We start from the raw sequence: 26230 nt of genomic DNA, 5'->3' as shown, positions 1-26230 counted from the left end.
GATCGAGAAGGCCAGGAACGCCGGCACCACCATGATGACCGGGGCCAGCAGGTAGAGCACCTTGTCCACGGTCCGCGGGAAGAGGTCCTCCTTCAGACCCATCTTCAGGCCGTCGGCCACCGACTGCAGCAGGCCGAACTTACCGGCCCGGTTGGGGCCGTACCGGTTCTGCATCCTGGAGATGAGTTTCCGCTCGAACCAGACGCCGAACAGGATGCCCAGCATCAGGAAGGCGAAGAGCAGCACGGCCTTGATGATCGTGATCCACAGCGGGTCCTTGCCGAAGTCGGCGAGGGTGGGATCGGCCGCGAGAACGTGGGTCATGAGGCGCTCCCGATGGTGACGATGTCGCCGGCCACCGCGTGCAGGTCACGGGTGACCGAGCAGCCGCCGGAGTTCGCAGGCACCCAGACGACCCGGTCCGGCAGGTCGGCGACGCGCACGGGCAGGGTGACGCTGTCGCCCACGACGAGCTTGTCGCCGTCCGCGACGCCGAGCTCGGCCGCCGTGCTCTCGGAGACCAGTGCCTCGGCGGCGCGGGCGGTGCCCGCGAGGTACGGCTCGCCGTCCTGCAGCCTGCCCTCGTCGAGCAGCAGGTGCCAGGTCGCCAGCAGCGCCTCGCCGGCCGACGGGGCGGCCTGGGCGCGGGTGGCGGTGTGCGGCGCGGTGACGCGGCTGCCGCGCCACGCGCCCAGGCTGGACAGCTCGCGCCTGGCGGCCTTGGCGTCCGGCAGGCCCAGGTGGACGTCCATCCGGTCGGCCAGGTTGCCGATCACGGCCAGGTCGCTCTGCAGGCCCGGCACCTTGAGCGGCGCCTCGAACGAGCGGCCCCTGCCCTCCCAGTTGACGAACGTGCCGCTCTTCTCCTGAACGGCGGCGACGGGCAGGACCACGTCGGCGCGGTCGGTGACGGCGCTGGCACGGATCTCCAGGCTGACGATGAACGGCGTGTGCTCGAGGGCCTCGAGCGCCGCCGCCGGGTGGGCCAGGTCGTACGGGTCGACACCGGCCACGACCAGGGCGTCCAGCTCGCCGGCGCGGGCGGCCGCCAGGATGCCGGAGGTGTCGCGGCCCGGCGTGGCGGGCAGCGAGGCCACGTCCCACGCCCTGGCGACCTCGGCCCTGGCGGTCTCGTCGTCGACCGGGCGGCCGATCGGCAGCAGGTTGGGCAGCGCGCCGGCCTCGATGGCGCCGCGCTCGCCCGCCCTGCGCGGGATCCAGGCAAGCCTGGCGTCGGAGGCGTTGGCGAGCCGTACGAGGGCGGACAGGGCGCCCGGCACGGTTGCGAGGCGCTCTCCCGCGAGCACGATCGTGCCCTCGGTCAGCGTGCCGACCAGGTCTCCGATGGCGTCCGCCTCGCCGCCCGGCGCGGTGCGGATGAGCGTGCCGCCCATCTTCTCCAGCCCGGGCGAGGCGAACGGGGCGATCGAGGTGACCTTGAGCCCCTTCTTCTTCCACGCCTTGCGCAGGCGCAGGAAGACGATCGGCGACTCCTCCTCGGGCTCGAACCCGACGAGCAGCACGTGGGGCGCCTGCTCGAGGTCGGTGTAGTTGATCTCGATGCCCTTGCCGGCCACCGCGTGGGCCAGGAACTGCGCCTCCTCCGTGGAGTGCGGCCTGGCGCGGAAGTCGATGTCGTTGCTGTGCAGGGCAATCCGGGCGAACTTCGCGTACGCGTACGCGTCCTCGACCGTGACCCGGCCGCCGACCAGCACGCCGGCCTTGCCGCGCGCCTTGGCCAGGCCCTCGGCCGCCACCGTCAGCGCCTCCGGCCACGAGGCCGGCACCAGCACGCCCTCCTCGTTGCGGACCAGCGGCGTCTTGAGCCGGTCGGGCTGCTGGGCGTAGGTGAAGGCCCAGCGGCCCTTGTCGCAGTTCCACTCCTCGTTCACCTGCGGGTCGTTGCCCGCCAGGCGGCGGGTGACCCGGCCGCGCCGGTGGTCGGTGCGCTGGGCGCAGCCGGCGGCGCAGTGCTCGCACGCGCTCGGCGTGGAGACGAGGTCGAACGGGCGGGCCCTGAACCGGTAGGCGGCGCCGGTCAGCGCGCCGACCGGGCAGATCTGCACCGTGTTGCCGGAGAAGTAGGAGTTGAACGGCTTGCCGTCGGCGACCCGCACCTGCTCCTTGGCCCCGCGCTCGAAGAACTCGATGAGCGGGTCACCGGCGATCTGGTCGGAGAAGCGGATGCACCGGGCGCACTGGACGCAGCGCTCGCGGTCGAGCAGCACCTGCGTGGACAGCGGCAGCGGCTTGGGGAAGGTCCGCTTCTGCTCCTGGAACCTGGACTCGCCCTGGCCGTTGGACATGGCCTGGTTCTGCAGGGGGCACTCGCCGCCCTTGTCGCAGACCGGGCAGTCGAGCGGGTGGTTCATCAGCAGCAGCTCCATGGCCCCGCGCTGCGCCTTCTCGGCGACCGGCGAGGTGAGCTGCGTCTGCACGACCATGCCCTCGGCCACCTCGATCGCGCACGACGGCTGCGGCTTGGGGAAGCCGCGGCCGTTGCCCGCGTCGGGGATGTCGACGAGGCACTGGCGGCAGTTGGCCGCCGGGTCGAGCAGCGGGTGGTCACAGAACCTGGGGATCTGGATGCCCAGCAGCTCGGCGGCCCTGATGATCAACGTGCCCTTGGGGACACTGACCTGGAACCCGTCGATGGTCAGGGTCACCAGGTTCGTCTCGGTCTCTACGACTGTCACTGCTCACCCCAGAGAGTGGACTTCTTCGGGTCGAACGGGCAGCCGCCGATCTCGAAGTGCTTGAGGTACTCGTCGCGGAAGTACTTCACGGAGGAGTGGATCGGGCTGGTCGCGCCGTCGCCCAGGGCGCAGAACGAACGCCCGAGGATGTTGTCCGCGATGTCGGTGATCGTGGTCAGGTCCTCCTCGGTGCCCTGGCCCTTCTCCAGGCGCTTGAGCACCTGCTTGAGCCAGTACGTGCCCTCGCGGCAGGGCGTGCACTTGCCGCAGGACTCGTGGGCGTAGAACTCGGTCCAGCGCAGCACCGTGCGGACCACGCAGGTGGTCTCGTCGAAGATCTGCAGGGCGCGGGTGCCGAGCATGGAGCCCTTGGCGCCGACCGCCTCGAAGTCGAGCGGCACGTCGAGGTGCTCATCAGTGAAGATCGGCGTGGAGGAGCCGCCCGGGGTCCAGAACTTGATCTGGTGGCCGGCCCTGATGCCGCCCGCCATGTCGAGGAGCTCGCGCAGCGTGATGCCGAGCGGCGCCTCGTACTGGCCGGGCCTGGTGACGTGGCCGCTCAGCGAGAAGATGCCGAAGCCCTTGGACTTCTCGGTGCCCATCCCGGCGAACCAGTCAGCGCCGTTGCCGATGATCGAGGGAACACTGGCGATCGACTCGACGTTGTTCACGACAGTAGGCGAGGCGTACAGGCCCGCCACGGCGGGGAACGGGGGCTTGAGTCGCGGTTGACCTCTGAAGCCCTCGAGCGAGTCGAGCAGCGCCGTCTCCTCGCCGCAGATGTAGGCGCCCGCGCCGCTGTGCACGACCAGCTCGAGGTCGAAGCCGGAGCCGAAGATGTCGGTGCCGAGGTAGCCCTTCTCGTACGCCTCCCGCACGGCCGCGTGCAGCCGCCGGATGACGTGGAGCACCTCGCCGCGCACGTAGATGAAGGCGTGGTTGGCCCGGATCGCGTACGAGGTGATGATGATGCCCTCGACCAGCGCGTGCGGGTTGGCCATCATCAGCGGGATGTCCTTGCAGGTGCCCGGCTCCGACTCGTCGGCGTTGACGACGAGATAGTGCGGCTTGCCGTCGCCCTGCGGGATGAAGCCCCACTTCATGCCGGTCGGGAAGCCCGCGCCGCCGCGGCCGCGCAGGCCGGAGTCCTTGACGGCCTGGATGACGGCGTCGGGGTCCATGCCCAGCGCCTTCTTCGCCGCCTCGTACTCGCCGTAGACGTCGACGGTGAAGGAGTTGGGCTGGTCCCAGTTCGCTGTCAGGACCGGAGTCAAAGTCGTGCTCATGCCTCGGGGGCCTTCCATCCGTTGGCCTTGGCGACCTTCAGGCCCTCGAGCGAGGCGCCGGCGGCCGACGGGCCGTCGCCCGCCAGTTCGTCGGGCAGGCCGGCGAGCACGCGCGAGGCCTCCTTGAAGGTGCACAGCTTCTTCGGGCCGCGGGTCGGCCGCACGTCCTTGCCGTCACGCAGGTCGTCGACGAGCTGCTTGGCCGTCTCGGGGGTCTGGTTGTCGAAGAACTCCCAGTTGACCATCATGACCGGGGCGAAGTCGCAGGCCGCGTTGCACTCGAGGCGCTCCAGCGAGACCTTGCCGTCCGAGGTCGTCTCCTCGTGACCGACGCCGACGTGCTCGGACAGCTCGTCCCAGATCTGGTCGCCGCCCATGACCGCGCACAGCGCGTTGATGCACACGCCGACGTGATAGTCGCCGGCGGGCTTGCGCTTGTACATGGTGTAGAAGGTCGCGACGCCCGTGACCTCGGCCTTGCTGATGCCGAGCATCTCGGCACAGAACTCCTGCCCGTCGTCGGAGACGTAGCCGTCCTCCGACTGCACGAGGTGGAGCAGCGGCAGCAGGGCGGACCGCGTCTTCGGGTAACGCCCGATGATCTCCTTGGCGTCCCGCTCCAGACGCTCACGGACATCCGGTGAGTAAGTCACCGGTCCACACCTCCCATGACGGGGTCGATAGAAGCCACCGCGGCGATCACGTCGGCGACCTGGCCGCCCTCCGCCATGGCGGGGAAGCCCTGCAGGTTGCAGAAGGACGGCTCGCGGAAGTGCACGCGGTAGGGGCGGGTGCCGCCGTCGCTGACCACGTGGGCGCCGAGCTCGCCCTTGGGCGACTCGATGCTGGCGTACGCCTGCCCGGCCGGCACCCGGAAGCCCTCGGTCACCAGCTTGAAGTGGTGGATGAGCGCCTCCATCGAGGTGCCCATGATGTGGGCGATGTGGTCGGGCGAGTTGCCGAACCCGTCGGGGCCGAGCGCGAGCTGCGCGGGCCAGCCGATCTTCTTGTCCTCGATCATCACCGGGTCGCCCTTGAGCGGACCCGCGATGCGGTCCAGGGCCTGCTCGACGATCTTGAGGGACTCTTCCATCTCCTTCATGCGCACGAGGTAGCGCGAGTAGACGTCGCAGCCGCGCTCGGTGGCGACGTCGAACTCGTACGTCTCGTAGCCGCAGTACGGCTGCGACTTGCGCAGGTCCCAGGGCAGACCGGCGGCGCGCAGGATCGGCCCGGTGATGCCCAGGGCCATGCAGCCGGTCAGGTCGAGGTAGCCCACGTCCCTGGTGCGGCGCACGTAGACGGGGTTCTCGTCGAGGAGCTTGCGGACGTCCTTGATCCGCTTGGGCATCTCCTTGAGGAACTCACCGATCTTGTCGACCGCGCCCGCGGGCAGGTCGACGCTCACGCCGCCCGGCCTGATGTAGGCGTGGTTCATGCGCAGACCGGTGATGTACTCGAAGAGGTCCATGATCAGCTCGCGGTCGCGGTAGCCGAACAGGAACGGCGTGGTCGCGCCCAGCTCCATGCCGAACGTGCCCATCGCGACCAGGTGCGAGGAGATGCGGTTGAGCTCCATCATCATCACGCGGATGGCCTGTGCCCGGTCCGGGATGCGGTCCTCGATGCCGAGCAGCTTCTCCACGCCCAGGCAGTACGCCGTCTCGTTGAAGATCGGCGAGAGGTAGTCCATGCGGGTCACGAACGTGGTGCCCTGCGTCCACGTCCGGAACTCCATGTTCTTCTCGATGCCGGTGTGCAGGTAGCCGATGACGCTGCGCGCCTCGGTCACCGTCTCACCGTCGAGCGTCAGGACCAGGCGGAGCACGCCGTGCGTGGACGGGTGCTGCGGGCCCATGTTGACGACCAGGCGCTCTTCTTCGGTGTCGCGCGCCCCGGTGACGACCTGGTCCCAGTCGCCGCCGTTGACCGAGTAGACCTTGCCCTCGGTCGCCTCGTCGTAAGCAGTGCTCACGAGTAGCTCCTCCTCTGGTCGGGCGCGGGGATGGTGGCGCCCCGGTACTCGACCGGGATGCCGCCGAGCGGGTAGTCCTTCCGCTGGGGGTGGCCGTCCCAGTCGTCCGGCATCATGATCCGGGTGAGCGCGGGATGACCGTCGAAGATGATCCCGAAGAAGTCGTACGCCTCGCGCTCATGCCAGTCGTGACCAGGGTAAACGCCGACAGTCGATGGAATGTGCGGGTCGGAGTCGGGCGCGCTGGCCTCGACGCGCACGCGCCGGTTGTGGGTGACCGAGCACAGGTGGATGACCGCGTGCAGCTCCTCGCCCGCCAGGTGCGGGTAGTGCACGCCGGACACGCCGAGCGAGAGCTCGAAACGCAGCGCGGGGTCGTCGCGCAGCTTCTGGCAGACCTCGACCAGCCGCTCGCGCTTGACGTGCAGGGTCAGCTCGCCGCGGTCGACCACCACGCGCTCGATGGCGTCGTCGAGCCCGAGGGCGTCGACGATCTCGTCGAAGTAGCCGCCGTACGGGCGGGGCGTGGACAGCTGCGGCGCCCGGCGCACGACGAGGCCGCCGTAGCCGGAGGTGTCACCGGAGTCCTGGGCGCCGAACATGCCGTGCCTGGCGATCGGCGCTTCCGGCACTGCGGGAACCGGGACCTCGGGGGTCTCGCCGCTGTCCGGGCTGCCGGGGAGGTTGTCGGGCGAAGTCACTTCGCGGCCCCCTGGTCGATCAGCGGCAGCGGGCGCAGCGCCTGGAGCTCGAGCTCCTCGATCTGCTTGGCCCGGTGCGCGCCGAACTTCATGTTCTGGATCTTGTCGTGCAGCTTCACGATCGCGTCGATCAGCATCTCGGGCCGCGGCGGGCAGCCGGGCAGGTAGATGTCGACGGGCACGACATGGTCGACGCCCTGGACGATCGCGTAGTTGTTGAACATGCCGCCGCTGGAGGCGCACACGCCCATGGAGATGACCCACTTCGGCTCGGCCATCTGGTCGTAGATCTGCCGCAGCACGGGGGCCATCTTCTGCGAGACGCGCCCGGCGACGATCATCAGGTCGGCCTGCCGGGGAGACGCCGAAGCGCGCTCCATGCCGAAGCGCGCGAGGTCGTAGTGGGGGCCACCGGTGGCCATCAGCTCGATGGCGCAACAGGCGAGACCGAACGTGGCCGGCCACACGGAGTTTTTGCGCGCCCATCCGGCGGCCGCCTCGACCGTGCTGAGGATGAACCCGCTGGGGAGTTTCTCTTCAAGTCCCATTTTCAGTCCCAGTCCAGACCCTTGCGGCGCCACACGTACGCGTAGGCCACGAGCACGGTGACGATGAACAGCAGCATCTCCACGAGCGCGAACAGCCCCAGGCCTGAGGAGAGCACCTGGCCCGCGTCGTTCGTCTGCGGCGCGAACGAGACCGCCCACGGGTAAAGGAAGATGATCTCGATGTCGAACACGATGAAGAGCATCGCGGTGATCATGTATTTGAGCGGGAACCGTCCACCACCGACAGGCTGGGGCGTCGGCTCGATACCGCATTCATAGGCGTCGAGCTTGGCGCGGTTCCAGCGCTTGGGACCGGTGAAGGGAGCGATGGCGACCGAGAAGATCGCGAAGCCCCCCGCGAGAACGGCGAGCACCAGGATGGGCATGTAAAGGTCCATCGCTACGCCTCCTCTGGAGTCGCCGCGCGCGCGGGCGCGCAGCCGGATCTGTTAGTTCTGAGATTCATGCTGGTGGGGCGACCTTTGAGAGTGCGTTAATGATCATGTCGGACGCATCGCCTCGCCGGTCGGTGAGATTACCAAGGAGTTTGATGGCGAAGCGCATCAGCCTCGGGTGAGGGAGCCCGTGCCTGGTGCCAAAGCTCATCACACCCGGCTTCCCAATTGCCTCGACGAACAACCTGCCGAGCGTGAAATATCCGCCGTACGCGTCCTTCAGCACCTGAGGATAGGTCCGCAGGGTGCGTTCGCGCTGCGCGGGGGTGGTGCCCTTGAGCGCCTTCACGATGATCTCGGCGGCGATCTCGCCGGTCTCCATGGCGTAGGCGATGCCCTCGCCGTTGAACGGGTTGATCGACCCGCCCGAGTCGCCCACGAGCATCAGGCCACGCGAGTAGTGCGGCTGCCGGTTGAAGGCCATCGGGAGCGCGGCGCCGCGGATGGGGGCCGTCATGTTCTCCTCGGTGAACTCCCACTCGGCGGGCATGGCCTTGCACCAGCGCCGCAGCAGGTCACGGTAGTCGATGTTCTTGAACTCGGCGCTCGTGTTGAGCAGCCCGAGCCCCACGTTGGCGGTGCCGTCGCCGACGCCGAAGATCCAGCCGTAGCCGGGCAGCAGCTTGTCCTCCGCCCGCAGCTCCAGCCAGATCTCGAGGTAGTCGTCGTCGTGGCGCGGGCTCTCGAAGTACGTCCGCACGGCCACGCCCATCGGCCGGTCTTCCCGCTTGTGCAGCCCCATGCCCACGGCAAGACGGGTGCTGTTGCCGTCGGCGGCCACCACCAGGCGGCTGCGGTATTCGCCCCCGTCCTTGGTCGTCACGCCGACGATGTGGCCGCTGCGGTCGTCGAGGATGGGCCCCGTCACGGTGACGCCCTCCACCATCCGCACGCCGTTCTTGACCGCGTTGGCGGCGAGGATCTCGTCGAAGTCCTGGCGGGTGCGTACGAGCCCGAAGTCGGGGAAGCGCTCGAGCTGGGGCCAGTCGAGGTCGAACCGCAGGCCACCGCCGACGACGCGCAGGCCCTTGTTCCTGACCCAGCCGGGGGCGTCGATGTCGACGCCCATGTTGAGCAGTTGCTTGACCGCGCGCGGGGTGAGGCCGTCGCCGCAGACCTTCTCACGGGGGAACCTGGTCTTCTCCAGGAGCAGCACGTCTAGCCCGGATCGAGCGAGGTAAAAGGCGGTCGCGGAACCTGCGGGACCGGCGCCGACGACGATGACGTCGGCGTCTACCTGCGTGGCTGATGGCACCGTCACTGGACTGTCCTGTCCTTCGAAGGCCTCGGGGGTGTGCCGCCTTCGTTCCTTTGTGAACCCCTTCACAAACTTGTCGGCCTGCAGTCTACTGCTTTTCCAGTACATAGTGGCAGTCGGGGGGCCGTTCCGTGATCCAAGAGGAACGGCGTGTCGCGTGTGGTCTCACTGCGGCTTGAACCCTCTGTGCATGGCCACGATCCCCATCGTGAGATTGCGCCACGCCACCCGCTCCCAGCCGGCCTCCTGAATCGTCCGGGCCAGCGTCGGCTGGTCGGGCCAATCCCTGATCGACTCCGCCAGATATTCATAGGAATCGTCATTGGACCCGAACACCTTGGCCACTTTCGGCAGCAGCCTCATCAGATATTCGCGATAGACCAGATCGAACGGCGCGAAGGTGACATGCGAGAACTCCAGCACCACCAGCCGCCCGCCGGGCCTCGTCACGCGCAGCATCTCGCGCAGCGCCAGCGCGGTGTCGTGCACGTTGCGCAGCGCCACCGAGATCGTCACCGCGTCGAAGGAGTCGTCGGCGAACGGCAGCCGCATCGCGTCGCCCGCGATGAACGGCACCCCGTCGCCCGACAGCGCGTTGCCGCCGTGGCGCCGGACGCCGGTGCGGAGCATCCCCAGCGAGAAGTCGGACGCGATGGCCCGCGCGCCCAGCGTGGTGAACGCGTCGGTGGACGTGCCGGTGCCGGCTCCCAGGTCGAGCACGAGCTCGCCAGGACCCGCGTCGATGGCCGCGGCCACCGCCTTGCGCCAGAGCCTGACCTGTCCGAGGGAGATCACGTCATTGACCAGGTCGTAGCGCCGGGCGGTGCGATCGAACATCGCGGCGACCTCGTCCGGCTGTTTGTCCAATTGAGCGCGCGTCATATGCAAAGCCTATTGGGAGGCCACATCCGCCAGCAGGTGGAGGCCGCAGACACAAAAAGTAGTCACCTGACTACCGAATGTCTGCTAACAATTGGCGAATGCTTGCCCGTGTCGCCCTTGCCGCGATTCTCGCCTCGGCCCCCACGCCGCATGTCCGCGTGGTCTCCGCCGACCCGGTCGACAGCACCCCGCACGTGCTCGACGGCATCGTCAACGCCATCACGGTGGTGGGCGGGACCGTCGTGGTCGGCGGTTCGTTCAGCGAGGTGAGCGACGCCGCCCGCACCACGACGTACCCGCGCGCCAACCTGTTCGCCTACGACCTGACCACAGGCCGCATCCTCCAGGACTTCGCGCCGATCGTCCCTGGCCCGGTGTACGGCCTGGCCGCCGGCGACAGCGGCACCGTCTACGTCGGCGGCGAGTTCACCGGCGTCAACAACACGCGGTCCAGGTCGCTGGCCAGGCTCAAGCTCTCCGACGGCTCGCTCGTGGCCGGGTTCGCGCCCCGCATCGGCGGCGGCATGGTGAGCGCGCTGGTCAGGCAGGGCTCGAAGCTTTACGTCGGCGGCGACTTCATCAGCCCGCGCACCGCGCTGGCCAGGCTCGACGCGACCACGGGCGCCGCCGACCCGGCGTTCGCCATCACGCCGGGCGGGCCGCTCACGGACAACGTCAAGGTCCACGCGATCGCCGCCACCCGTCATCGGCTCGCCGTGGACGGCTCGTTCACCACGCTCGGCGGCCACTCCAGGCCGCAGCTCGGGCTGATCGACATCAGCGGACCCACCGCCAGGGTCGCCCCCTGGCGGACCGAGGCGTACGCGGGCCGGTGCGCGGAGGCATTCCCGTCGTACGTGCGCGGCCTGGATTTCTCGCCCGACGGGCGTTATTTCGCGGTCGTCACCACAGGGGGCCCCAAGGGCGGGATGTGCGACACGACCGCGAGATTCGAGACGTACGCTAAGGGCACCCGGGTCAAGCCCACCTGGGTCAACAGCACGGGAGGCGACTCGCTCTACTCGGTTTGCGTGACGGGCGCGGCGGTCTACGTCGGCGGGCATCAGCGCTGGCTGGACAATCCGCGGGGCCGCGACTCGGCAGGCCCGGGGGCGGTGTCACGGCCCGGCATTGGGGCCATTCATCCGACCACGGGTAAGGCCCTGAGTTGGAATCCGACGCGGGAGCGCGGCATCGGCGTGAAGGCGTTTTACGCGCATCCCAGCGGACTACTTGTCGGTAGCGACACAACCCGACTCGGACGGGAGTACCATGCCCGGATTGGCATGTTCCCTCAGCCCTAGTCGTCCTCAGGCTTCGGCCGGTCGATCTTGTTGCTGATACGTTCGCTCATGGCGTCGCGCTGCTTGCTGAGCAGGACGTAGCTGGCTATGCCGCTGATCAAGAAAGACACGACGATCAGCACCAGCGGGTTTTGCAGGCCGAGCAGCAAGAGCACCACGAGGGTCACCGCAAACAGGCCGATCCGCGACAAGGTGTAAACGAGAACGGGACGCACAGGTTCGAGGTTACTCGGCCCTGTGGACCGGTCGCTCTTCGCATCGGACGCGAGCGCTGCTACTGTTCCCAGTCAGGGAGTTTCGTAAAGAAACACCCACGAGAGCCCCAAAGAGGCTCTATCATATAACAATCGGGCAGTCAGCTGATAACAACCCGTGATCTTTGTCGAAAACCACGGATAAATCAGGCTTCGCTCGACACACTGGTTACCTGTCCGCCCGCTGGCAGGAAGCGGGATGCGAGGGGGAGAGATTGGTGGAGAGTAGCAGCGAGCGTCTGCTGACCCCAGGAGAGGTTGCCGCCCTCTTCCGGGTAGACCCAAAGACGGTTACGCGCTGGGCTGCGGCAGGCCGCATCAGCAGTATCCGCACCCCCGGAGGGCACCGGCGCTTCCGCGAGTCGGAAGTCCACGCCCTTCTCCGAGGCGAGGACGTTTTGACGGCCGACAGGCCGGCAGGTGAGTCCCCGCGCGTCTGACCGTGCAGACGGTGATCCTGCGATGGCAGGATCACCGCCGGCGCAACGCACTGTTCGCGTGCTTCCCGGCCACATTTCCGTACGGCAAGCATGGGGCGGCGCCAACCGCCGATCGCGGCTGGCGCCCGTCCGGCCGCTACCTGTTCAGGCTTCCTCCTGCGCCGCCTTGAACGCCAGGAACTCCCGCTCGAGGTCGTCGTTCTCCGCTTCCCAGCGCTTGCGGCGCTCGGCCGCCTCCTCCTCCGTCAGCGCCTCGGGCAGCCACTGTTCGTAGTCGGCGTCACCAGGCCGCACCTCCACGTACGCGTTGCCGATCAGACGCCCGTCTTCGCTGGTCAGGCTCTGCGGCACGCGCAGGGTCCCGTCCGCGAGCCGGATGACGTACATGTCCGATCACCTAGATTCCGTAGCGCCGGTTGAAGAAGAGCATGATGTCGAGCGCCATCCGCGTGTCTCCCCCGAGCATGTCCACGAGGGCCGGACGCTGGCGGGAGGCGATGGCGGCGAAGGCGTCGGCGAAGAACTCCTTGCGGCCCAGCCCCCCTCCCTGGCGGTGGAAGGTGGAGGACAGCAGCGGCAGGGCCGTGTTGTAGAGGCGGACGAACTCCGGCGAATCGGAGACCCAGTCGCCGTAAGGCGAGTCGACGTCGTCGATGGCGTGGCCGACCTCGTGCATCATCACGTCCGGGGTGGGCGAGGGACGGTCGCCCACGACGATCTTGCGGTCGCCGTACGCGCCCGCGCAGATGTCCCACGTCGCGCGGCCCGACGGGAGCGGGGCGCCGCGTAAGTAACCCATGTCGTCGAGGTCGGGGACGCCGCCGCGGCCGACGTAGATGCCCTCCAGACCGGCCGCGAGCTTCTCCTTGAGCCGGTCGGGCAGCCTCGCGAGGCTCTCCACGGCGCGCACGACGTCGGCCGAGGGCGGGCCCAGCCTCGCGTCCCACTGGCGGTGCAGGATGCTCTCCAGCTTGCCGCAGTGGCGCAGGCCGTCGCCCATGGACGGCACGCCGGGCCGGTTGGGCTGGGCCCTTGGCTGTTCGTCGAGCTCGAAGTCGTACCAGGTGTAGCGGGGGCGTTCGACCACGGCGGCGGGCAGCCTCTCGCGGCGTTCGCGCACCGCGAACCCGTCCCAGGGGCGCCCTGCCTCTTCGCCCGGCCACGTCATCCGCTCAGGACGCCCGCTGGGGACGTCTGTGGTAGCCCGGCGGTCCTTGCGTGCCTTGGCGTCCCGTCGGGCCTCCTTGTGCTTCTCGGAGACGCTGGACCAGAACGAGCGGTCGGCGTCGGGGGGCGCCTCGCCGCGGCGCGAGAACAGATATGACCCGCGCCGCCACCAACGACCGCGCCGGTGTCTCCCCTTGTCGCCAGACACCTTGGAGTTAGAAAAGGCCATCGCACCTCTCAACGCCTGTGGAGTCCGGCGAGAGCGCCGCATCGGCTTCCACGGTACGACGCGGATCTTCCCCTAGTCACCCGAAATGGGACAACGGGAAGCACGATCACGTCGCGGATGGCTTACAGTTCGGGCATGGCAGGTGTACTGATCGGCCTGGCGCTGCTGGCCTTCTGGCTCTTCTCGCTGTTCGACGTGGTCACCACACCGGAGGACGAGGTTCGGAACGTACCAAAAGCCCTGTGGATCCTGATTGTCGTCCTGATCCCCCTGCTCGGCGGTCTCGTCTGGATGGCGCGCGGGCGACCGCGTGCTCCGCGCGCCGCCTGGCCCGTGCCCCCGGGTCCGGGCGCGCCGAAGGGGCCGGACGACGACCCCGACTTCCTGCGCGACCTCGACCGCCGCATGCGCGGCGACGACGCCTGAGCCGATCAGACGTCGGCGTAGCTGTGCAGCCCGCTGATGAAGATGTTGACGCCGACCAGGTTGAACAGCAGGCAGGCGAACGCCACGAGCTGCACGATCGTCGCGGCCCTGCCCCGCCATCCGGCCGTCACCTTGGCGTGCAGGTAGGCGGCGTAGGCCACCCAGGTGATGAACGACCAGACCTCCTTGGGGTCCCAGCCCCAGTAGCGGCCCCACGCCCGGTCCGCCCAGAGCGCCCCCGCGATCACCGCGAACGTCCACACCGGGAACGCGAACACGATCGCCCGGTGCGCCACCCGCTCCAGGTCGGCGCGGGACGGCAGGCGCGACACCCCGTCGCCGCGCACCAGGTAGAGGATGCCGGACACGCCCGCCATCGTGAACAGGCCGCTGGCGACGATCGCGGCGGTGACGTGGATGGCGATCCAGTACGAGTCCAGCGCGGGCACCACCGGCCCCGCGGCCGTGAAGAAGAACTTGACCGCCAGCCCGAGGCCGAGCGCGGCCGCGACCATCACGAAGGCGCCGAGGAACCGCACGTTGTAGCGGAGCTGGCTGCCGAGGAACGCGGTCACGGCGGCGAAGCAGATCGCCACCACGAACTCGTACATGTTGCCCCACGGCCACCGGTCCACCGCCAGGCCGCGGGTGACGATGGCGGTGAGGTTGGCGGCCCAGCCCACCCAGGCGAGCACCAGAGCCGCCTTGCCGACCCAGACCGCCCCGAGGCCCTTGGCAGCGGGCTCCCCGGCTTCCACGGCGCCTTCGCCGGGAGGCGTCCCGACCGCGCCGCCTTCGCCGGGAAACTTCCCGGCCACGTCGCCGGCGGCCGCTCCGACCGCCACAGGCTGCTTGGCCTCCGACCGCCCGGCGACGGCCGCCGTGCCGGGGACGCCCTTTCCGAAGGCGAGCTCGATCGCGAAGGCGACCATGGCGAAGACGTAAAGGAGGACGGCGGCGACGACGAAAAGGTCGCTCAGCCCGGCGAGTTGCTCAGCGGACATCCTTTTCTCCTGCTGATAGAACCTTGACGATGTCGGCGAACTCCTCGGCGAAGCCCGCCGCGGAGCCCTCTGTGCGGGTCAGGCCGCCCACCTCGACCACGCCCTTGTCGACCCGTACGAACACCCGGCGCCGGCGGATCTGCAACGACAGCGCGATACCCACGACCGCCGCGGCGGCGGCGATCAGCGCGGGCACGCGGCCGGGGTCGTAGGCGGTCTGGAGCGTGATCCACTCCTTGACCCCGGTGAACTCCAGCTTGCCCGCGCCCTTCGGCAGGTCGATCGACTGGCCGACCGCGAGCGGCTTGGGCACGTTCGTGCCCATGACGAGCGGGGTGAGCTTCTTCAGTACCTCGGGCGGCGCCAGCTCGTAGACCGACTGCGGCCGGCCGGAGCGCAGACCGAGGTCGCCGGTGAAGGCACCGATGAGCTGCACCTCGGGGTTGAGCGAGCCGGGGAAGGCGGAGGCGTACGTGCCGTCGGTCAGCGGCACGCTGGTGGGCAGGAACTGCAGCAGGAACCCGAGCTGCGACGGCTGCGCGTCGGGCACCTTGACCACGCATCCCGAGGTCATCGTGGCCTTGGACTCGATCAGGCACGGCACCGGGCCCTCGAAGGCCACCTGCCCCTTGCCGTCGGTGACCTTGAAGACGGGGGCGTAGCCGTTGCCGATCAGGTAGGTCTGCGTGCCGTCGCTCTCCAACGGGTCGTTGACCTTGAGGTCGTAGTCGCGGGTGGGCGAGCCGGGCGAGTCGTTGACCTTCAGGTGGGCGGTGTAGTCGAGCGCCTGGCCCTTCTTGTCGCCCGTGACCTGGTAAGCGACCTTGAAGTCGGCGAGCTGGAAGGAGAACGGCTCCAGCGACTCGGCCGAGACCTGGCTGCCGGGGATGAACCGGTCGTAGGCGGCCACCGTGTTGGCGAACCCGTCGCCCTCCACGACCAGGACGTTGCCGCGGTAGCCGAACAGGGAGCCGAAGCCCACCGAGAGCAGGATGCCCAGCAGGGCGACGTGGAAGAGCAGGTTGCCGGTCTCACGCAGGTAGCCCTTCTCCGCGGAGACCCAGCCGTCGCCGGTCACGACGCGGAAGCGCAGCTTGCGCAGCCGCCGCGCGGCCTCGCCGACGTCCAGGTCGCCCTCGAAGGAGGCGGATTGGGGCAGGCGCGTCAGGCGCTTGGGCGCGTCCGGCGGCTTGCGGCGCAGCTCGCGTGCGTACGTCGCGACGCGCGGGATGATGCAGCCGACCAGCGAGGTGAACAGCAGCAGGTAGATCGCCGCGAACCAGACGGAGGTGAACACCTCGAAGAGCTGGAACCTGTCGTACCACTCGGCCAGCGTGGGGCTCTGCTCGTAGAGCCGCGCCACCTTGTCGGGGTCGACACCGCGCTGAGGGACGAGCGAGCCTGGCACCGAGGCGAGCGCCAGCAGGAAGAGCAGGATCAGCGCCGTCTTCATCGAGGTGAGCGTGCGCCAGCCCCACCGCAGCCAGCCGACCAGCCCGAGCTTGACGTGCTTGGGCTCCTGCTCCTTCGCCAGCTCCTGAACACTCATCAGATCACCGGCTCGAAGGCGCCGATCAGACCCTGCATGGCAGCGATCATCTGTCCCCACAGCCCGGTCACGAGCAGCACTCCGACGGCCACCATCAGGCCGCCGCCGATCCTGGTGATCAGGCGCGAGTGCTTACGGATGGCCCGGAACGTGCGCAGGGCCTTGCTGTACGCGAGCGCCGCGCCCACGAACGGCAGTCCGAGGCCCAGGGCGTACGCGACGGCCAGGAGGGCGCCACGCGCGGCGCTGCCCTCGTTGAGCCCGAGCGCCAGCACGACGGCGAGCGTGGGCCCGATGCACGGCGTCCACCCCAGCCCGAACACCACCCCGAGCAGCGGCGCGCCCGCCAGTCCCGCGGCCGGCAACTTGTGGATGCGCACGTCACGCATCAGCCCGGGGATGGCGCCCAGGAACGCCAGCCCGAGCAGGATGGTCAGCACGCCGAGCACCCGCGTGATGATCTCGGCGTGGCCCAGCATGACCGAGCCGAGCCCGCCGAACAGCGCCCCGCTGAGCACGAACACCAGCCCGAACCCGCTCACGAACAGCGCCGTGCCCAGCACCAGCCGCCCCCGCCTGGGGTCGGCGCTCATGCCGGTCACGTAGGACAGGTAGCCGGGCACCAGCGGCAGCACGCACGGCGACAGGAACGACACGACCCCGGCCAGCACCGCGATCGGCACGGCGAGCAGCAGCGAGCCCGAGGCCACGACGTCACTCATCGCGCACCTTGGTCACGGTGTTCATCAGGTCGGTGTACTTGACCGCGCCGAGCGCCCTGGCGGCGACCCTGCCCTGCTTGTCGATGATCAGCGTGGACGGGATGGCCGCGGGCGGCACCGTGCCCTGGAAGGCCAGCGCCACCTTGCCCGGCTGGTCGAAGATGTGCGGGTAGCCGGTCTTCTCGTTGCGCTCGAACGCCAGCGCGTCGGCCTGGCGGTCCTTGAAGTCGACGCCGATGAACTCCACGCCGCTGGCCTTGGTCTGGGCCGCGACCTCCTTGAGCACCGGCGCCTCGGCGCGGCACGGGCCGCACCACGACGCCCAGAAGTTGAGCACCACGACCTTGCCCTTGTGCGCGGCGAGCGAGGCGGTGGTCCCGTCGAGGGTCGGCCCCTGGATCGCGGGCGCCGGCTTGCGCTCGCTCGCGCCGAACACCTGCATCTTCCCGTCGCCCGCGACGAAGCGGGTGTCGCCCGCCTGCGGCTGGCCGCCCTGGTTGCCGGCGCAGCCCGCGACCAGCAGGCCCAGGAGAACGAGGAGGATGGACTTGGCGCGCACGGAGGAAGATCTCCTTGTACTACAACCGGTAGAGCTTGCAACTCTACCGGTGAGGCCGCGCGCTCCGGACATCAGGCCCCGGGAATGGACGGACCCGCCTCAACCGATCCCGCGGGCTCGCTGTAGCCGACGCTGACCAGGCGGTCGCCGTTGAAGGTGAACGAGGTGAGGCTGGCCAGCGCGCACTGCCTGCGCCGCGGGTCGTGCCAGAGCCTGCGGCCCTCGGCGGCCATCCTGATCGACCAGATCGGGAGCTGATGGCTGACTAGCACCGTCTCGTGCCCGCGTGCCGCGGCCCTGGCGTCGTCGATCATCGACTTCATGCGCCGGACGATGGCCGGGTACGGCTCGCCCCAGGACGGGCGCAGCGGATTCCAGAAATAGCGGTAGTTACGCGGGTTTCGCAGGATTGTCAGGCCCTGGCCCACCGCGCGGCCTTCGAACAGGTTGCCCGCCTCGATCAGCCGCTCGTCCTGCACGATGCCGAGGCCGAGCTTGTCGGCGAGGGGCGCCGCGGTCTCCAGCGCGCGCTCCAGCGGCGAGCTGTAGAGCGCGACGATGTCACGGCCGCCCACGGTCTTGGCGACCGTCTCGGCCATGAGCTGACCCGTCTCGGACAGGTGGTAGCCGGGCAGCCGGCCGTACAGCACGCCGGCGGGATTGTGCACCTCACCGTGGCGCAGCAGGTGGACGACGGTGGTTTCAGCCATGGTGTGGCACAGCTTATCCGCTCCGCTTCACCACCTGGCTGGGACCCGGCGGGGCCTCAGTTGACGGCCCAGGCGTTCTCCTGCGTCCTGCTCGCTTCCGCCAGCGCCTCCACCGTGGCCCTGATCGCCGGGCGGCGGGCCGCGTCCGCTCGCCACACCGCGTAGATGCGCCGCGTCTGGCGTGGCCTGATCGGGACGAGCCGCACGCCGCCCGGCACGCAGTCCCGTCCGAGCCGCGGCACGATCGCGCAGCCCAGCCCGCCTCCCACCAGCGCGAGCTGGGTCGGGTACTCGTCGGCCATGCAGGCGATCACGGGCTCCACCGAGGCGTTGCGCAGCGTGAAGACAAGCCAGTCGTGGCAGACGGTGCCGGGACTCCCGCTGATCCACCGCTCGCCGCGCAACTGCGCCAGCTCCAGCTCCTTGCTGTCCGCCAGCGGGTGGTCGGCGGGCAACGCCACGTCGGCCACGTCGTCGAGCAGCGTCGCCCTGGACAGGCCGTCGGGCAGGGCCATGGGCCGGTTGAGCCAGTCCTGGATCACGCCGAGGTCCAGCTCGCCCCTGGCCACCTCGCGTACCACCCGCTCAGGCTCGCGCTCGTTGAGCGTGATCCACAGGTCGGGATGGCGGTCCCGGAGCGCGACGAGCGCGCCGGGCATGAGGCCGCGCACGGCGGTGGGGAAGGCGGCGATGTTCAGGCGGCCGACGACCTCGCCGCGCAGCGCCTCGAAGTCCGCCTCTGCGGTCTCGACCAGGGCGAGGATGCGCTCGGCGTGTTCGGCCAGCAGCCCGGCCGCGTCCGTCAGGCGCACGCCGCGCCCGTTGCGCTCCATGAGCCTGGCCCCGGTCTCCCGCTCCAGCTTGGCGATCTGCTGGGACACCGCCGACGGGGTGACCATGAGCGCGTCGGCCGCCGCCCCGACCGACCCGTAGACGTGAACTGCGTGAAGGGCCTTGAGCCGGTTCAAGTCCAACATGTAAGCCAGCCTAAACGGTTTAGCGTAGAAAGTCTCGCTTGTCCTTCAATCTGTAGCGATTGAAAATAGATGCATGAGAATCCTTAAGTCGAAGAAGCAGCAGTCCGGTTCGGTCTCGTACCTGAAGGTGCTCGCCGAGCAGGCTCGCGAGCAGCGCATCCGCTACCAGAAGCCCGCTCGCTGAGTGCGGCCCCGCCACCTCGCCCTCGCCGTCGGCCTCGCGGCCGTCTGGGGCTTCAACTTCGTGGTCATGCAGGTAGGGCTGCGGCACTTCCCGCCCCTCCTGTACGCGGGCATCAGGTTCACGATGGCCGCGTTCCCCGCCCTGCTGTTCGTGGGGCGTCCAGGAGTCCCGTGGCGCTGGGTCGCCGGGGTGGCGGCCACCATCGGGGTCGGCCAGTTCGGTTTCCTGCTCGTGGGCATGCGAGCGGGCATGCCGGCCGGGCTGACCTCTCTCGTCCTGCAGATGCAGGCGCTGTTCACCGTGTTGTTCGCGGTGACGCTGCTCAAGGAGCGGCTCACCGCCCGCCGCGTGCTCGGACTGGCCGTCGCCTTCGGCGGCCTGGCCCTGGTCGCGCTCGACTTCGGGGTGTCGGGCCCGCTCGGCGCCTTCGCCCTCTGCCTGGCCGCAGCGGCCGCCTGGGGCCTCGGCAACGTGGTCCAGCGCAGGGCCGCGCCGCCCGACTCCCTGCGTTTCATGGTCTGGGTCAGCGCCTTCTCCGCGCCCCCGCTGCTGCTCCTGTCGCTCTGGCTGGAGGGCGTGCCTGCCCTGAGCCCGTCAGTGGAGGGCTGGCTGTCACTGGTCTACGTGGCGTTCATCTCCACGCTGGGCGGCTTCGGCGTCTGGGGCTGGCTCCTGCGCCGGTACGACGCTTCGACGGTGGCGCCGTACACGCTGCTGGTGCCGGTGTTCGGCATGTCGTCGGCCGCGCTGATGACCGGCGAGCCGATCTCCTGGCTGAAGCTGGTGGCGGCGGCCCTGATCGTCTCGGGCGTCCTGTACGCGGGCACCAAGCCCCGCCGCGCGCTGGCTACCGCACTCTAGGACCAGGACGGCCTAGAGAACGGCCGCGGCCGCCTTCGCGGCAGCCCGAAGAGCGTCGGCGACGCGGTCGAGCGCCTCGTCGTCGTGGGCGGCCGACAGGAACCAGGCCTCGTACGCCGAGGGCGGCAGGTAGACGCCCTGGTCGAGCATGGCGTGGAAGAAGGCGGTGAACGCGGCCGTGTCCTGCGTCTTGGCCTCGGCGAAGTTCGTCACCTCTGCGTCCGTGAAGAAGATCGAGAACAGGCTGCCCGCCCGCTGCAGCCGGTGCGGCACTCCCGCCGCGGAGAGCGCCTCGGAGGCGGCGTCGCCGACGGCGAGCGCGGCGGCGTCCACCCGCGCGTACGCCTCGGCGTCCAGGGCACGCAGCGTGGCCAGCCCCGCCGCGCAGGCCAGCGGGTTACCGGACAGCGTCCCCGCCTGGTAGACCGGCCCCTCGGGCGCGAGCTGGGCCATGACGTCGGCCCGCCCGCCGAAGGCCGCGGCAGGCAGACCGCCGCCCATGACCTTCCCGAACGTCATCAGGTCGGCGTCCACCGGGTCCAGGCCGTACCAGCCCGCGGACGAGACGCGGAAGCCCGTCAGCACCTCGTCGAGGATGAGCAGCGCGCCGTTGGCCGTGCACAGCTCACGCAGCCGCGTGTTGAAGCCGTCCTTCGGCGGGACGATCCCCATGTTCGCGGGGCAGGCCTCGGTGATCACGCACGCGACCTCGACCTCCGCGAAGACCGCCTCGACGGCCTCGATGGAGTTGTACGGCAGCACGATCGTGTCCGCCGCCGACGCCCCCGTCACGCCCGGCGTGTCGGGCAGCCCGAACGTCGCCACCCCTGACCCCGCCGCGGCCAGCAGCGCGTCGACGTGCCCGTGGTAGCACCCCGCGAACTTGACCACCTTGGACCGCCCGGTGAACCCCCTGGCCAGGCGCACAGCGCTCATCGTCGCCTCGGTGCCCGAGCTGACCAGGCGCACCTTCTCGACCGGGGCGACCCTGGCCACGATCTCCTCTGCCAGCTCCACCTCGCCCGGCGTGGCGGTGCCGTAGGAGAACCCGTTGGCGACCGCCCCTGACACGGCCTCGACGACCGCGGGATGGCGGTGCCCGAGGATCATGGGCCCCCAGGAGCACACCAGGTCGACGTAGCGGTTGCCGTCCGCGTCGGTGATGTAGGGCCCCTGGCCGGAGACCATGAAACGCGGCGTCCCGCCGACCGCGCCGAACGCGCGCACCGGAGAGTTGACGCCCCCGGGCACGATCCGGCGGGCGCGGGCGAACAGGTCCTCGGAGTTCTGCGTACGGCTCACCCGACCCAGGTTAGTCCCGCCCTCACCCGCCCCTGCCACACGGGCACATCAACGCCGCCGAGGCGCATCCCCCACCGGGCACGGGGTGCAAGCGGCCCCCTCCACAGGCGTCCCTGCCCGCACTCCGCGTCGCGCTCGCGAGCACACGCCCTTCCAGCCGCCACCGCCACCCAGCCGCCGTCACCGCCGTAATGGGAACGCCGTCAGAGGCTCCATCACGAGAGGCGCGCCTAACCTATGGGGGTTCAGCCTGACACCAAGCGTCCTGCCGGTGCGCAAGGTCGTGCCGGCGGGGGCTCCGTCGCCGGTCCGGGAGGTCTGGCTGCCGTTTATCCCCGCAAGGCCATCACCCATTCGTGACGCAGCCCGGTCTGCGTGGCCGTCCAAGGTCCGTCTGCGGCACCGCGTCGCCGTAGCAGCCGCATGTCGCCGCTTCTTGATCACTGAGCTTTAGGTGGGTTTACGAGCAAGTCGGAGGGCTATTGTTGAGCCGTATACCTTGATCACTACTTTGCTGGACGGAGAGTGCGTGGAAGACCAGGCGTGGGACGCGGGAATCGACATCGATGCCGAGCTGGCCAAGGTCAACCGGGAGTTAGACGACGTTCAGGCCAAGCTGGCGGAGGTCGACGGCCGGGGCGAGGGCGCCAAGGGTCTGGTGACTGTGCGCGTGGGGGCCGATGGCCGGCTGCTCGATCTGCGTCTCGACCCGCGGGCGCTGCGGCTCGGCTCCCACGCGCTGGCAGCGGCGATCATGGAGGCAGCGAACTCCGCCGCCGATCAGACGGCTGGCCGGATGCGTGAGATCATGGCGCCGTTCGCGGATGCGCCGTTCGCGGACGTCAACCGGCGCCCCACCCGATGAGCCAGTGGCCGGGTGAGGCCGCGACCGGATTCGAGGTGCGGGCGGAGAGGGTCGCTCATGCCTCTCAAGGGGTGGGCTCGCTGACTGACCGGGTGGACGGGATCCGGAAACTCGCCGACCAGGCCAATGCCGAGCTGTTCCGCTTTCACCCGTGGGGCATGCTCGGCGAGATCGAGTTGCGCGGTGACTGCACGGCCCTGATGACAGAGTTCTCGGGGTTGTTGGACACCATGAGAAAGTCTCTCGATGACGTGGGCGAACGCCTGCGCAACACTTCGATCAACTATGCCGAGGACGATGAGGCCCTGCTGAGAGTCCTGGCCGCGGCCGCAGCCAGGAAGGAGATCGAGCCGGAGGCCATCCGCGAGCTCAACCCCGCCTCCCGCTTCTACCGGGACCACCGCCTGCTCAACGGCATCATCGAGGCCCTGCCCTATCCCTTGGGACAGCTCGGCATGACTGCCCTGCACGGCGTGCGTACCTACGGCGATGCCATCAGCGACGACCGGTTCAACCTCGGCTCCGACATCGCCCTGTTGACGCAGAGCGCCATCAGCACCTACTTCGGCCTGCGAACCGGGCCGTCGACGATCAGAGCCGATCCGCTCGGGTACCTCCTGAACAATGGCGCCAAGTTCCTGATCAACGCCATGTACTGGGTGAAGTGGGCAGTGGACTGGGTCACTGGAGACCCGATCGCCACCGGGCAGGCCGCATACAACTTCGACAGCATGGCCACGAGCCTTCGCGACCTTGCCCGAGGCTTCGAACAGGCGCTCGACGCCGCCTTCAAGGAAGGCGAGTGGCAAGGCGCCGCAAGCGAGGCGGCGCGGGCGCGACTCACGGCGTTCCACGAGGGGATCGCGGAGACCGGCGATCTGGCCAACAAGATCGCCGCGAAGCTCCAGCTAGCATCCGCGATCATCGGCACCGTCGAAGGCATCATCCGGGAGACGATCAACGGCCTCATCACCTGGGCGGTCAGGAACTGGTTTTACGCCTCGATGCTGGCAGGTCCGACCGGCGGCCAATCCATGGTGGTCGCCGCCAGGGAGATCAGCGCGGCCTCGGCCCACTCCGCCTCCCGAGTGGGAGCGATGATCGACAACGCGACGGCGCTCTTCAGGCGACTGGCCGTGCTGATGAGGCGGGCCATCGCCGCGCTCGTCGACAGCAAGCGGCGGGCGTTCACCAGGCTGCAGGGCTCGTCCTGGGGCCAGAAGAACATTCAGTACCCCTACGGCGCAAGGTACTCCCTGGGAATTGTCCGGCAGGACGCCGGGGTGGCGGACGGGGTGCAGCTCACCTGGCGTCACTACGCCGCCAGCTTCCGAAGGCAGGCAAGGGAGCTCGCGTTGACCAACACGCTCTTTTCGTTCGGCTTCGTGGGCTACCGGGCCGACAAGCGCGGCGAGCTGTATCCGGACGGGAAACTGAGGATCGGTATTCAGATGTACTCATATACGAACCGCGACGGCCAGACCAACGCGAAAAAGAACTACCTGTCTCCCCTCGCCTCCACCGCGGTCTACGCGCTACCGTTCGTGCGCTCCTGGCAGTACGACCACCGAGCCGGCGAGGTTCCCCCGACCGGGGACATCGCCGCCAAACTGAAGATGTGAAACTCCACCCCTTGGGGGTGATGCCGGAAGAGATCGCGTGTGGTGGCGAACCAGGCGGCCACTACGGTCCAGGTGGCTCCCAGGACGGTGTGGGAGGGCACCACCGCCGAGCGGGCGGCTACGGCCAGCAGGGTGATGGCGGCAGCCAGACAGGCGGCGGCGATCACGAGGGGCCAGGCGAACGGGCCGTTGCCCAGGCGCCGTGCCGGGCCGGCCGAGTTTCTCGCGGAGGTGGGCCTGGTCGGCTGCTGCTGGGTGGCGTAGAGGGTTTGACCCGTTCGTAGGCGATGTCACAAGAGACCCAGACACGAAGGCGCGTCTAAGAGCCTGCTGACAAAGGCTTAAGGGCCTCGACACGTCACGAGACCCCCGCCGATACTTTCTGACGCGAACTGGCAGGGGAACGGGCGAGGTCGCGAGCGAGATGAGAGCGGTGAAGGCGGCGGGTGCGCGCCAAGCGGGACAGATCGGCCCGGTTGTCGTGCATGAGCTGCAGGTGAAAGTAGTTCACGTGCTCCAGTAGCGCGAACACCCACAGCGCGAAACCCGGCCATACCTCCGTGCCAGAACCGCCGCGGACCAGGCCCGCGCTGATTACGACACCACCACCCGCCAGCGCCGTCACGGTCTTGGACCGACGCGGCGGTGACGATCACGCACAGCAGCAGCCCGAGCGTGTCGACCGCGATATACCGCTTCTGCCCCTTGATCTTCTTACCCCCGTCAAAACCGCAGACCGCGGCCCCGACGCTCTCGGCCGCCTTGACCGTCTGGGAGTCGATGCGCCCGGCTGTCGGCAACTCGCTGCGCCGGCCATGATGCGCAGGCGGCCGCGCAGCCGCCCGGCGAGCCGTTCGGGCAGACCATGCCGGGACCAGCGCAGAAAGAAGGCATACACCGCCTCATGCGGCGGTAAGTCCACCGGCAGGGCACGCCACTCGACCCCGTACCTGGTCACATAGTTGATCGCGTCCAGCACCGCGCGCAGGTCGTGCACCATCGGCCTGCCCGTGAGCACGACCAACTCGGCCATCACCGCCCGTGCCTCGCCTTCCAGCACCGCCCACTCGGCATCGCTCAGATCCGACGGATACGACGGCTTGCGACCATGACATCGGCACCCCGGTGAGGCGCAATCACTGGCGCTCACGGACGCGGGCGTGTAAACAGACAACCACGGGCTCCTGGCCGCCGAGATGCGTAGACAACACCTCAGCTACGAGGAGCCCGCTCCTGTCCGCAGGCGTATCGCTCAACGAGGGCCTCGACCCGGGCATCCCTAGTCCCGACCTCGACCAAATCCTTTGTCAGCAGGCTCTAACGCCCCCGCCCGCCCCGAACCCCAAAGCGCCGCAACGGCGAGACGCAGTACCGGAGCCCGGCGCTCATCAACGGCGCCCAGCCGGGCGCTGGCGCCGGTATAGGAACGATGGCGCCGGGCGGCAGGAGCCGGGGCAAGGCCACGCGGTCGGCGATGTCAGCGCACCGGACCCCGCAAGGGCAGGCGGTGTCAGCGCACCGGAGCCACAAAGGCAGGACGAGACCCGCGAGGGCGGGACGAGCGGCGGCGTCAGCGCCGGAGCCGCGAAAGGCGGGCCGAAGGGCCGTCAGTCGGCCAGCCACTCCAGGATGCGGAGCGGGTCGGGCAGCGGCCGGCCGTTCGGGGGGCGGAGCCAGGAGACGGGCTGGCCGGTGGGCAAGGTCGACGGCGGCGCGAGCACGTAGCTGTCGCGGCAGTGCCACCGCAGCCCCGGCGTGTCCTCGATCGTTCCCGGGTCGCAGTCGAGGTGACACGACCACCACTCGTCCTCGTCCTCGGGATTGCCGCGGGTGGCCACGTAAAACAAGACCCGGTCGCCGTTGGCGGCGACCGGGCCGGGGCCCGCTCCGGCGTTGTCGATCCTGGTGAGAGCCGACAGGCCGAGGGCGAGCGGTACGTCGAAGACGTCGAACACGCGTCCGGTGGGCAGAATCACATTGGCCTCGGGCTCGGCCCGCCACCAGCGCGCCAGCTGCGCGCTGTCCGTCGTGGCCTGCATGTGCCAGGCAGGCGACAGCGGATGGGCGCCCGGGTCGGGACAGCCGAGGCGGTCACAGGAACAGGCGCGCGCGCCGTGGCGCAGCGGGTAGGCGCCCGGCACGACGGGCCAGCCCATGGCGGCGTATTCGAGCACGGCGCCGATGCGTGTCGGCCGCGACCGTTTTCTGGTACGCCGAGCCAGTGGTACCCCCACCATGGTGTCTCCCGTCGAGT

At 69.3% G+C, this 26230-nt stretch carries 29 protein-coding genes and 1 pseudogene; 7 read left to right on the top strand and 23 right to left on the bottom strand.

Features of this window, described 5'->3' with window-relative positions; translation table 11 throughout:
* The 10 genes from ACIBVN_RS34145 to ACIBVN_RS34100 all read right to left on the bottom strand — a co-directional run.
* Nucleotides 1-324 (bottom strand): NADH-quinone oxidoreductase subunit H (locus ACIBVN_RS34145; protein WP_397143520.1); only part of this gene is annotated, 324 nt, incomplete at its 3' end.
* Nucleotides 321-2696, bottom strand: a complete 2376-nt coding sequence (locus ACIBVN_RS34140; RefSeq protein WP_397143518.1) for an NADH-quinone oxidoreductase subunit G — start codon at nt 2694-2696, stop codon at nt 321-323. The genes ACIBVN_RS34145 and ACIBVN_RS34140, both read right to left, overlap by 4 nt.
* Nucleotides 2693-3982, bottom strand: coding sequence for an NADH-quinone oxidoreductase subunit NuoF (gene nuoF / locus ACIBVN_RS34135; protein ID WP_397143516.1), 1290 nt, complete (start codon nt 3980-3982; stop codon nt 2693-2695). The genes ACIBVN_RS34140 and nuoF overlap by 4 nt, the downstream gene beginning before the upstream one ends.
* Nucleotides 3979-4635, bottom strand: a complete 657-nt coding sequence (gene nuoE, locus ACIBVN_RS34130; RefSeq protein WP_397143514.1) for an NADH-quinone oxidoreductase subunit NuoE — start codon at nt 4633-4635, stop codon at nt 3979-3981. Before nuoE ends, nuoF begins: the two co-directional genes overlap by 4 nt.
* On the bottom strand, nt 4632-5957 hold the full coding sequence (locus ACIBVN_RS34125; protein ID WP_397143512.1) for an NADH-quinone oxidoreductase subunit D: 1326 nt from the start codon (nt 5955-5957) through the stop codon (nt 4632-4634). Before ACIBVN_RS34125 ends, nuoE begins: the two co-directional genes overlap by 4 nt.
* On the bottom strand, nt 5954-6658 hold the full coding sequence (locus ACIBVN_RS34120) for an NADH-quinone oxidoreductase subunit C (protein WP_397143510.1): 705 nt from the start codon (nt 6656-6658) through the stop codon (nt 5954-5956). The genes ACIBVN_RS34125 and ACIBVN_RS34120 overlap by 4 nt, the downstream gene beginning before the upstream one ends.
* Nucleotides 6655-7206: an NADH-quinone oxidoreductase subunit B family protein gene (locus ACIBVN_RS34115; RefSeq protein ID WP_349452562.1), complete on the bottom strand. Its 552-nt coding sequence runs from the start codon at nt 7204-7206 to the stop codon at nt 6655-6657. Before ACIBVN_RS34115 ends, ACIBVN_RS34120 begins: the two co-directional genes overlap by 4 nt.
* 2 nt (nt 7207-7208) lie before the next feature.
* The gene (locus ACIBVN_RS34110) at nt 7209-7604 is read right to left on the bottom strand and encodes an NADH-quinone oxidoreductase subunit A (protein ID WP_397143508.1); all 396 of its coding nucleotides are present in this window, start codon (nt 7602-7604) and stop codon (nt 7209-7211) included.
* A gap of 64 nt (nt 7605-7668) precedes the next feature.
* The gene (locus ACIBVN_RS34105; RefSeq protein WP_397143506.1) at nt 7669-8922 is read right to left on the bottom strand and encodes a geranylgeranyl reductase family protein; all 1254 of its coding nucleotides are present in this window, start codon (nt 8920-8922) and stop codon (nt 7669-7671) included.
* Nucleotides 8923-9084: 162 nt separating this feature from the next.
* Nucleotides 9085-9801 carry a demethylmenaquinone methyltransferase gene (locus tag ACIBVN_RS34100; protein ID WP_397143504.1) on the bottom strand — a complete coding sequence of 239 codons (717 nt, stop codon included), beginning with the start codon at nt 9799-9801 and terminating at the stop codon, nt 9085-9087.
* Nucleotides 9802-9899: 98 nt separating this feature from the next.
* Here ACIBVN_RS34100 and ACIBVN_RS34095 point away from each other — a divergent pair, with 98 nt between their 5' ends.
* Nucleotides 9900-11105 (top strand): hypothetical protein, encoded by a 1206-nt coding sequence (locus ACIBVN_RS34095; protein WP_397143502.1) that lies wholly within the window; start codon nt 9900-9902, stop codon nt 11103-11105.
* On the opposite strand, the gene ACIBVN_RS34090 is transcribed toward ACIBVN_RS34095, so the two are convergent.
* A complete protein-coding gene (locus tag ACIBVN_RS34090) occupies nt 11102-11320 on the bottom strand; it encodes a DUF4229 domain-containing protein (protein WP_349452567.1) in 219 nt (72 codons plus the stop codon). The two genes, ACIBVN_RS34095 and ACIBVN_RS34090, sit on opposite strands and share 4 nt — an antisense overlap.
* Nucleotides 11321-11577: 257 nt before the next feature.
* Here ACIBVN_RS34090 and ACIBVN_RS34085 point away from each other — a divergent pair, with 257 nt between their 5' ends.
* Entirely contained in the window at nt 11578-11799 is a 222-nt protein-coding gene (locus ACIBVN_RS34085; RefSeq protein WP_026214226.1) for a BldC family transcriptional regulator, read from the top strand.
* A 144-nt stretch (nt 11800-11943) separates the two neighbouring features.
* Here ACIBVN_RS34085 and ACIBVN_RS34080 read toward each other — a convergent pair whose 3' ends face one another.
* Nucleotides 11944-12186, bottom strand: a complete 243-nt coding sequence (locus tag ACIBVN_RS34080; RefSeq protein WP_397143500.1) for a hypothetical protein — start codon at nt 12184-12186, stop codon at nt 11944-11946.
* A 10-nt stretch (nt 12187-12196) separates the two neighbouring features.
* Nucleotides 12197-13195 carry a hypothetical protein gene (locus tag ACIBVN_RS34075; RefSeq protein ID WP_397143498.1) on the bottom strand — a complete coding sequence of 333 codons (999 nt, stop codon included), beginning with the start codon at nt 13193-13195 and terminating at the stop codon, nt 12197-12199.
* A 135-nt stretch (nt 13196-13330) separates the two neighbouring features.
* On the opposite strand from ACIBVN_RS34075, the gene ACIBVN_RS34070 reads away from it, so the two are divergent.
* Nucleotides 13331-13621: a PLD nuclease N-terminal domain-containing protein gene (locus ACIBVN_RS34070; RefSeq protein WP_349452570.1), complete on the top strand. Its 291-nt coding sequence runs from the start codon at nt 13331-13333 to the stop codon at nt 13619-13621.
* 5 nt (nt 13622-13626) lie between these two features.
* On the opposite strand, the gene ccsB is transcribed toward ACIBVN_RS34070, so the two are convergent.
* The 6 genes from ccsB to ACIBVN_RS34040 form a co-directional block, all read right to left on the bottom strand.
* Nucleotides 13627-14625, bottom strand: a complete 999-nt coding sequence (gene ccsB, locus ACIBVN_RS34065; protein WP_397143496.1) for a c-type cytochrome biogenesis protein CcsB — start codon at nt 14623-14625, stop codon at nt 13627-13629.
* A complete protein-coding gene (locus ACIBVN_RS34060; RefSeq protein WP_397143494.1) occupies nt 14615-16174 on the bottom strand; it encodes a cytochrome c biogenesis protein ResB in 1560 nt (519 codons plus the stop codon). The genes ccsB and ACIBVN_RS34060 overlap by 11 nt, the downstream gene beginning before the upstream one ends.
* Nucleotides 16174-16896: a cytochrome c biogenesis CcdA family protein gene (locus ACIBVN_RS34055; RefSeq protein WP_397143492.1), complete on the bottom strand. Its 723-nt coding sequence runs from the start codon at nt 16894-16896 to the stop codon at nt 16174-16176. The genes ACIBVN_RS34060 and ACIBVN_RS34055 overlap by 1 nt, the downstream gene beginning before the upstream one ends.
* Nucleotides 16889-17455, bottom strand: coding sequence for a TlpA family protein disulfide reductase (locus tag ACIBVN_RS34050; protein ID WP_397143490.1), 567 nt, complete (start codon nt 17453-17455; stop codon nt 16889-16891). The genes ACIBVN_RS34055 and ACIBVN_RS34050 overlap by 8 nt, the downstream gene beginning before the upstream one ends.
* A gap of 71 nt (nt 17456-17526) precedes the next feature.
* Nucleotides 17527-18165, bottom strand: a complete 639-nt coding sequence (locus ACIBVN_RS34045) for a histidine phosphatase family protein (RefSeq protein WP_397143488.1) — start codon at nt 18163-18165, stop codon at nt 17527-17529.
* A 56-nt stretch (nt 18166-18221) separates the two neighbouring features.
* Nucleotides 18222-19142: a LysR family transcriptional regulator gene (locus ACIBVN_RS34040; RefSeq protein WP_397143486.1), complete on the bottom strand. Its 921-nt coding sequence runs from the start codon at nt 19140-19142 to the stop codon at nt 18222-18224.
* A 184-nt stretch (nt 19143-19326) separates the two neighbouring features.
* Between ACIBVN_RS34040 and ACIBVN_RS34035 the strand changes: the two genes are divergently transcribed.
* Complete coding sequence (locus ACIBVN_RS34035) at nt 19327-20187, top strand: EamA family transporter (protein ID WP_397143484.1); 861 nt, start codon at nt 19327-19329, stop codon at nt 20185-20187.
* 12 nt (nt 20188-20199) lie between these two features.
* On the opposite strand, the gene hemL is transcribed toward ACIBVN_RS34035, so the two are convergent.
* On the bottom strand, nt 20200-21489 hold the full coding sequence (gene hemL / locus ACIBVN_RS34030) for a glutamate-1-semialdehyde 2,1-aminomutase (protein ID WP_397143482.1): 1290 nt from the start codon (nt 21487-21489) through the stop codon (nt 20200-20202).
* Between the two features lie 529 nt (nt 21490-22018).
* Between hemL and ACIBVN_RS34025 the strand changes: the two genes are divergently transcribed.
* The 3 genes from ACIBVN_RS34025 to ACIBVN_RS34015 are packed head-to-tail and all read left to right on the top strand — an operon-like array spanning nt 22019 to nt 24240.
* Nucleotides 22019-22354: a YbaB/EbfC family nucleoid-associated protein gene (locus ACIBVN_RS34025; RefSeq protein WP_397143480.1), complete on the top strand. Its 336-nt coding sequence runs from the start codon at nt 22019-22021 to the stop codon at nt 22352-22354.
* Nucleotides 22351-23976: a WXG100 family type VII secretion target gene (locus tag ACIBVN_RS34020; RefSeq protein WP_397143478.1), complete on the top strand. Its 1626-nt coding sequence runs from the start codon at nt 22351-22353 to the stop codon at nt 23974-23976. Before ACIBVN_RS34025 ends, ACIBVN_RS34020 begins: the two co-directional genes overlap by 4 nt.
* A 39-nt stretch (nt 23977-24015) precedes the next feature.
* On the top strand, nt 24016-24240 hold the full coding sequence (locus tag ACIBVN_RS34015; RefSeq protein WP_397143476.1) for a hypothetical protein: 225 nt from the start codon (nt 24016-24018) through the stop codon (nt 24238-24240).
* Between the two features lie 77 nt (nt 24241-24317).
* On the opposite strand, the gene ACIBVN_RS34010 is transcribed toward ACIBVN_RS34015, so the two are convergent.
* From ACIBVN_RS34010 to ACIBVN_RS34000, 3 genes and pseudogenes are all read right to left on the bottom strand, one after another.
* Nucleotides 24318-24776 carry a transposase gene (locus ACIBVN_RS34010; RefSeq protein ID WP_397143474.1) on the bottom strand — a complete coding sequence of 153 codons (459 nt, stop codon included), beginning with the start codon at nt 24774-24776 and terminating at the stop codon, nt 24318-24320.
* A gap of 59 nt (nt 24777-24835) precedes the next feature.
* Nucleotides 24836-25126: pseudogene (locus ACIBVN_RS34005) on the bottom strand (transposase); the annotation flags it as partial.
* Between the two features lie 457 nt (nt 25127-25583).
* A complete protein-coding gene (locus ACIBVN_RS34000; RefSeq protein ID WP_397143472.1) occupies nt 25584-26213 on the bottom strand; it encodes a bifunctional DNA primase/polymerase in 630 nt (209 codons plus the stop codon).
* Between the last annotated feature and the right edge of the window lie 17 nt (nt 26214-26230).

The organism is Nonomuraea sp. NPDC049400 (assembly GCF_044466425.1).
In the GTDB taxonomy this organism is placed as follows: Bacteria; Actinomycetota; Actinomycetes; order Streptosporangiales; family Streptosporangiaceae; genus Nonomuraea.
The sequence above is the reverse complement of the archived record's forward strand: the minus strand, read 5'-3'. Positions and strand labels throughout refer to the sequence as shown.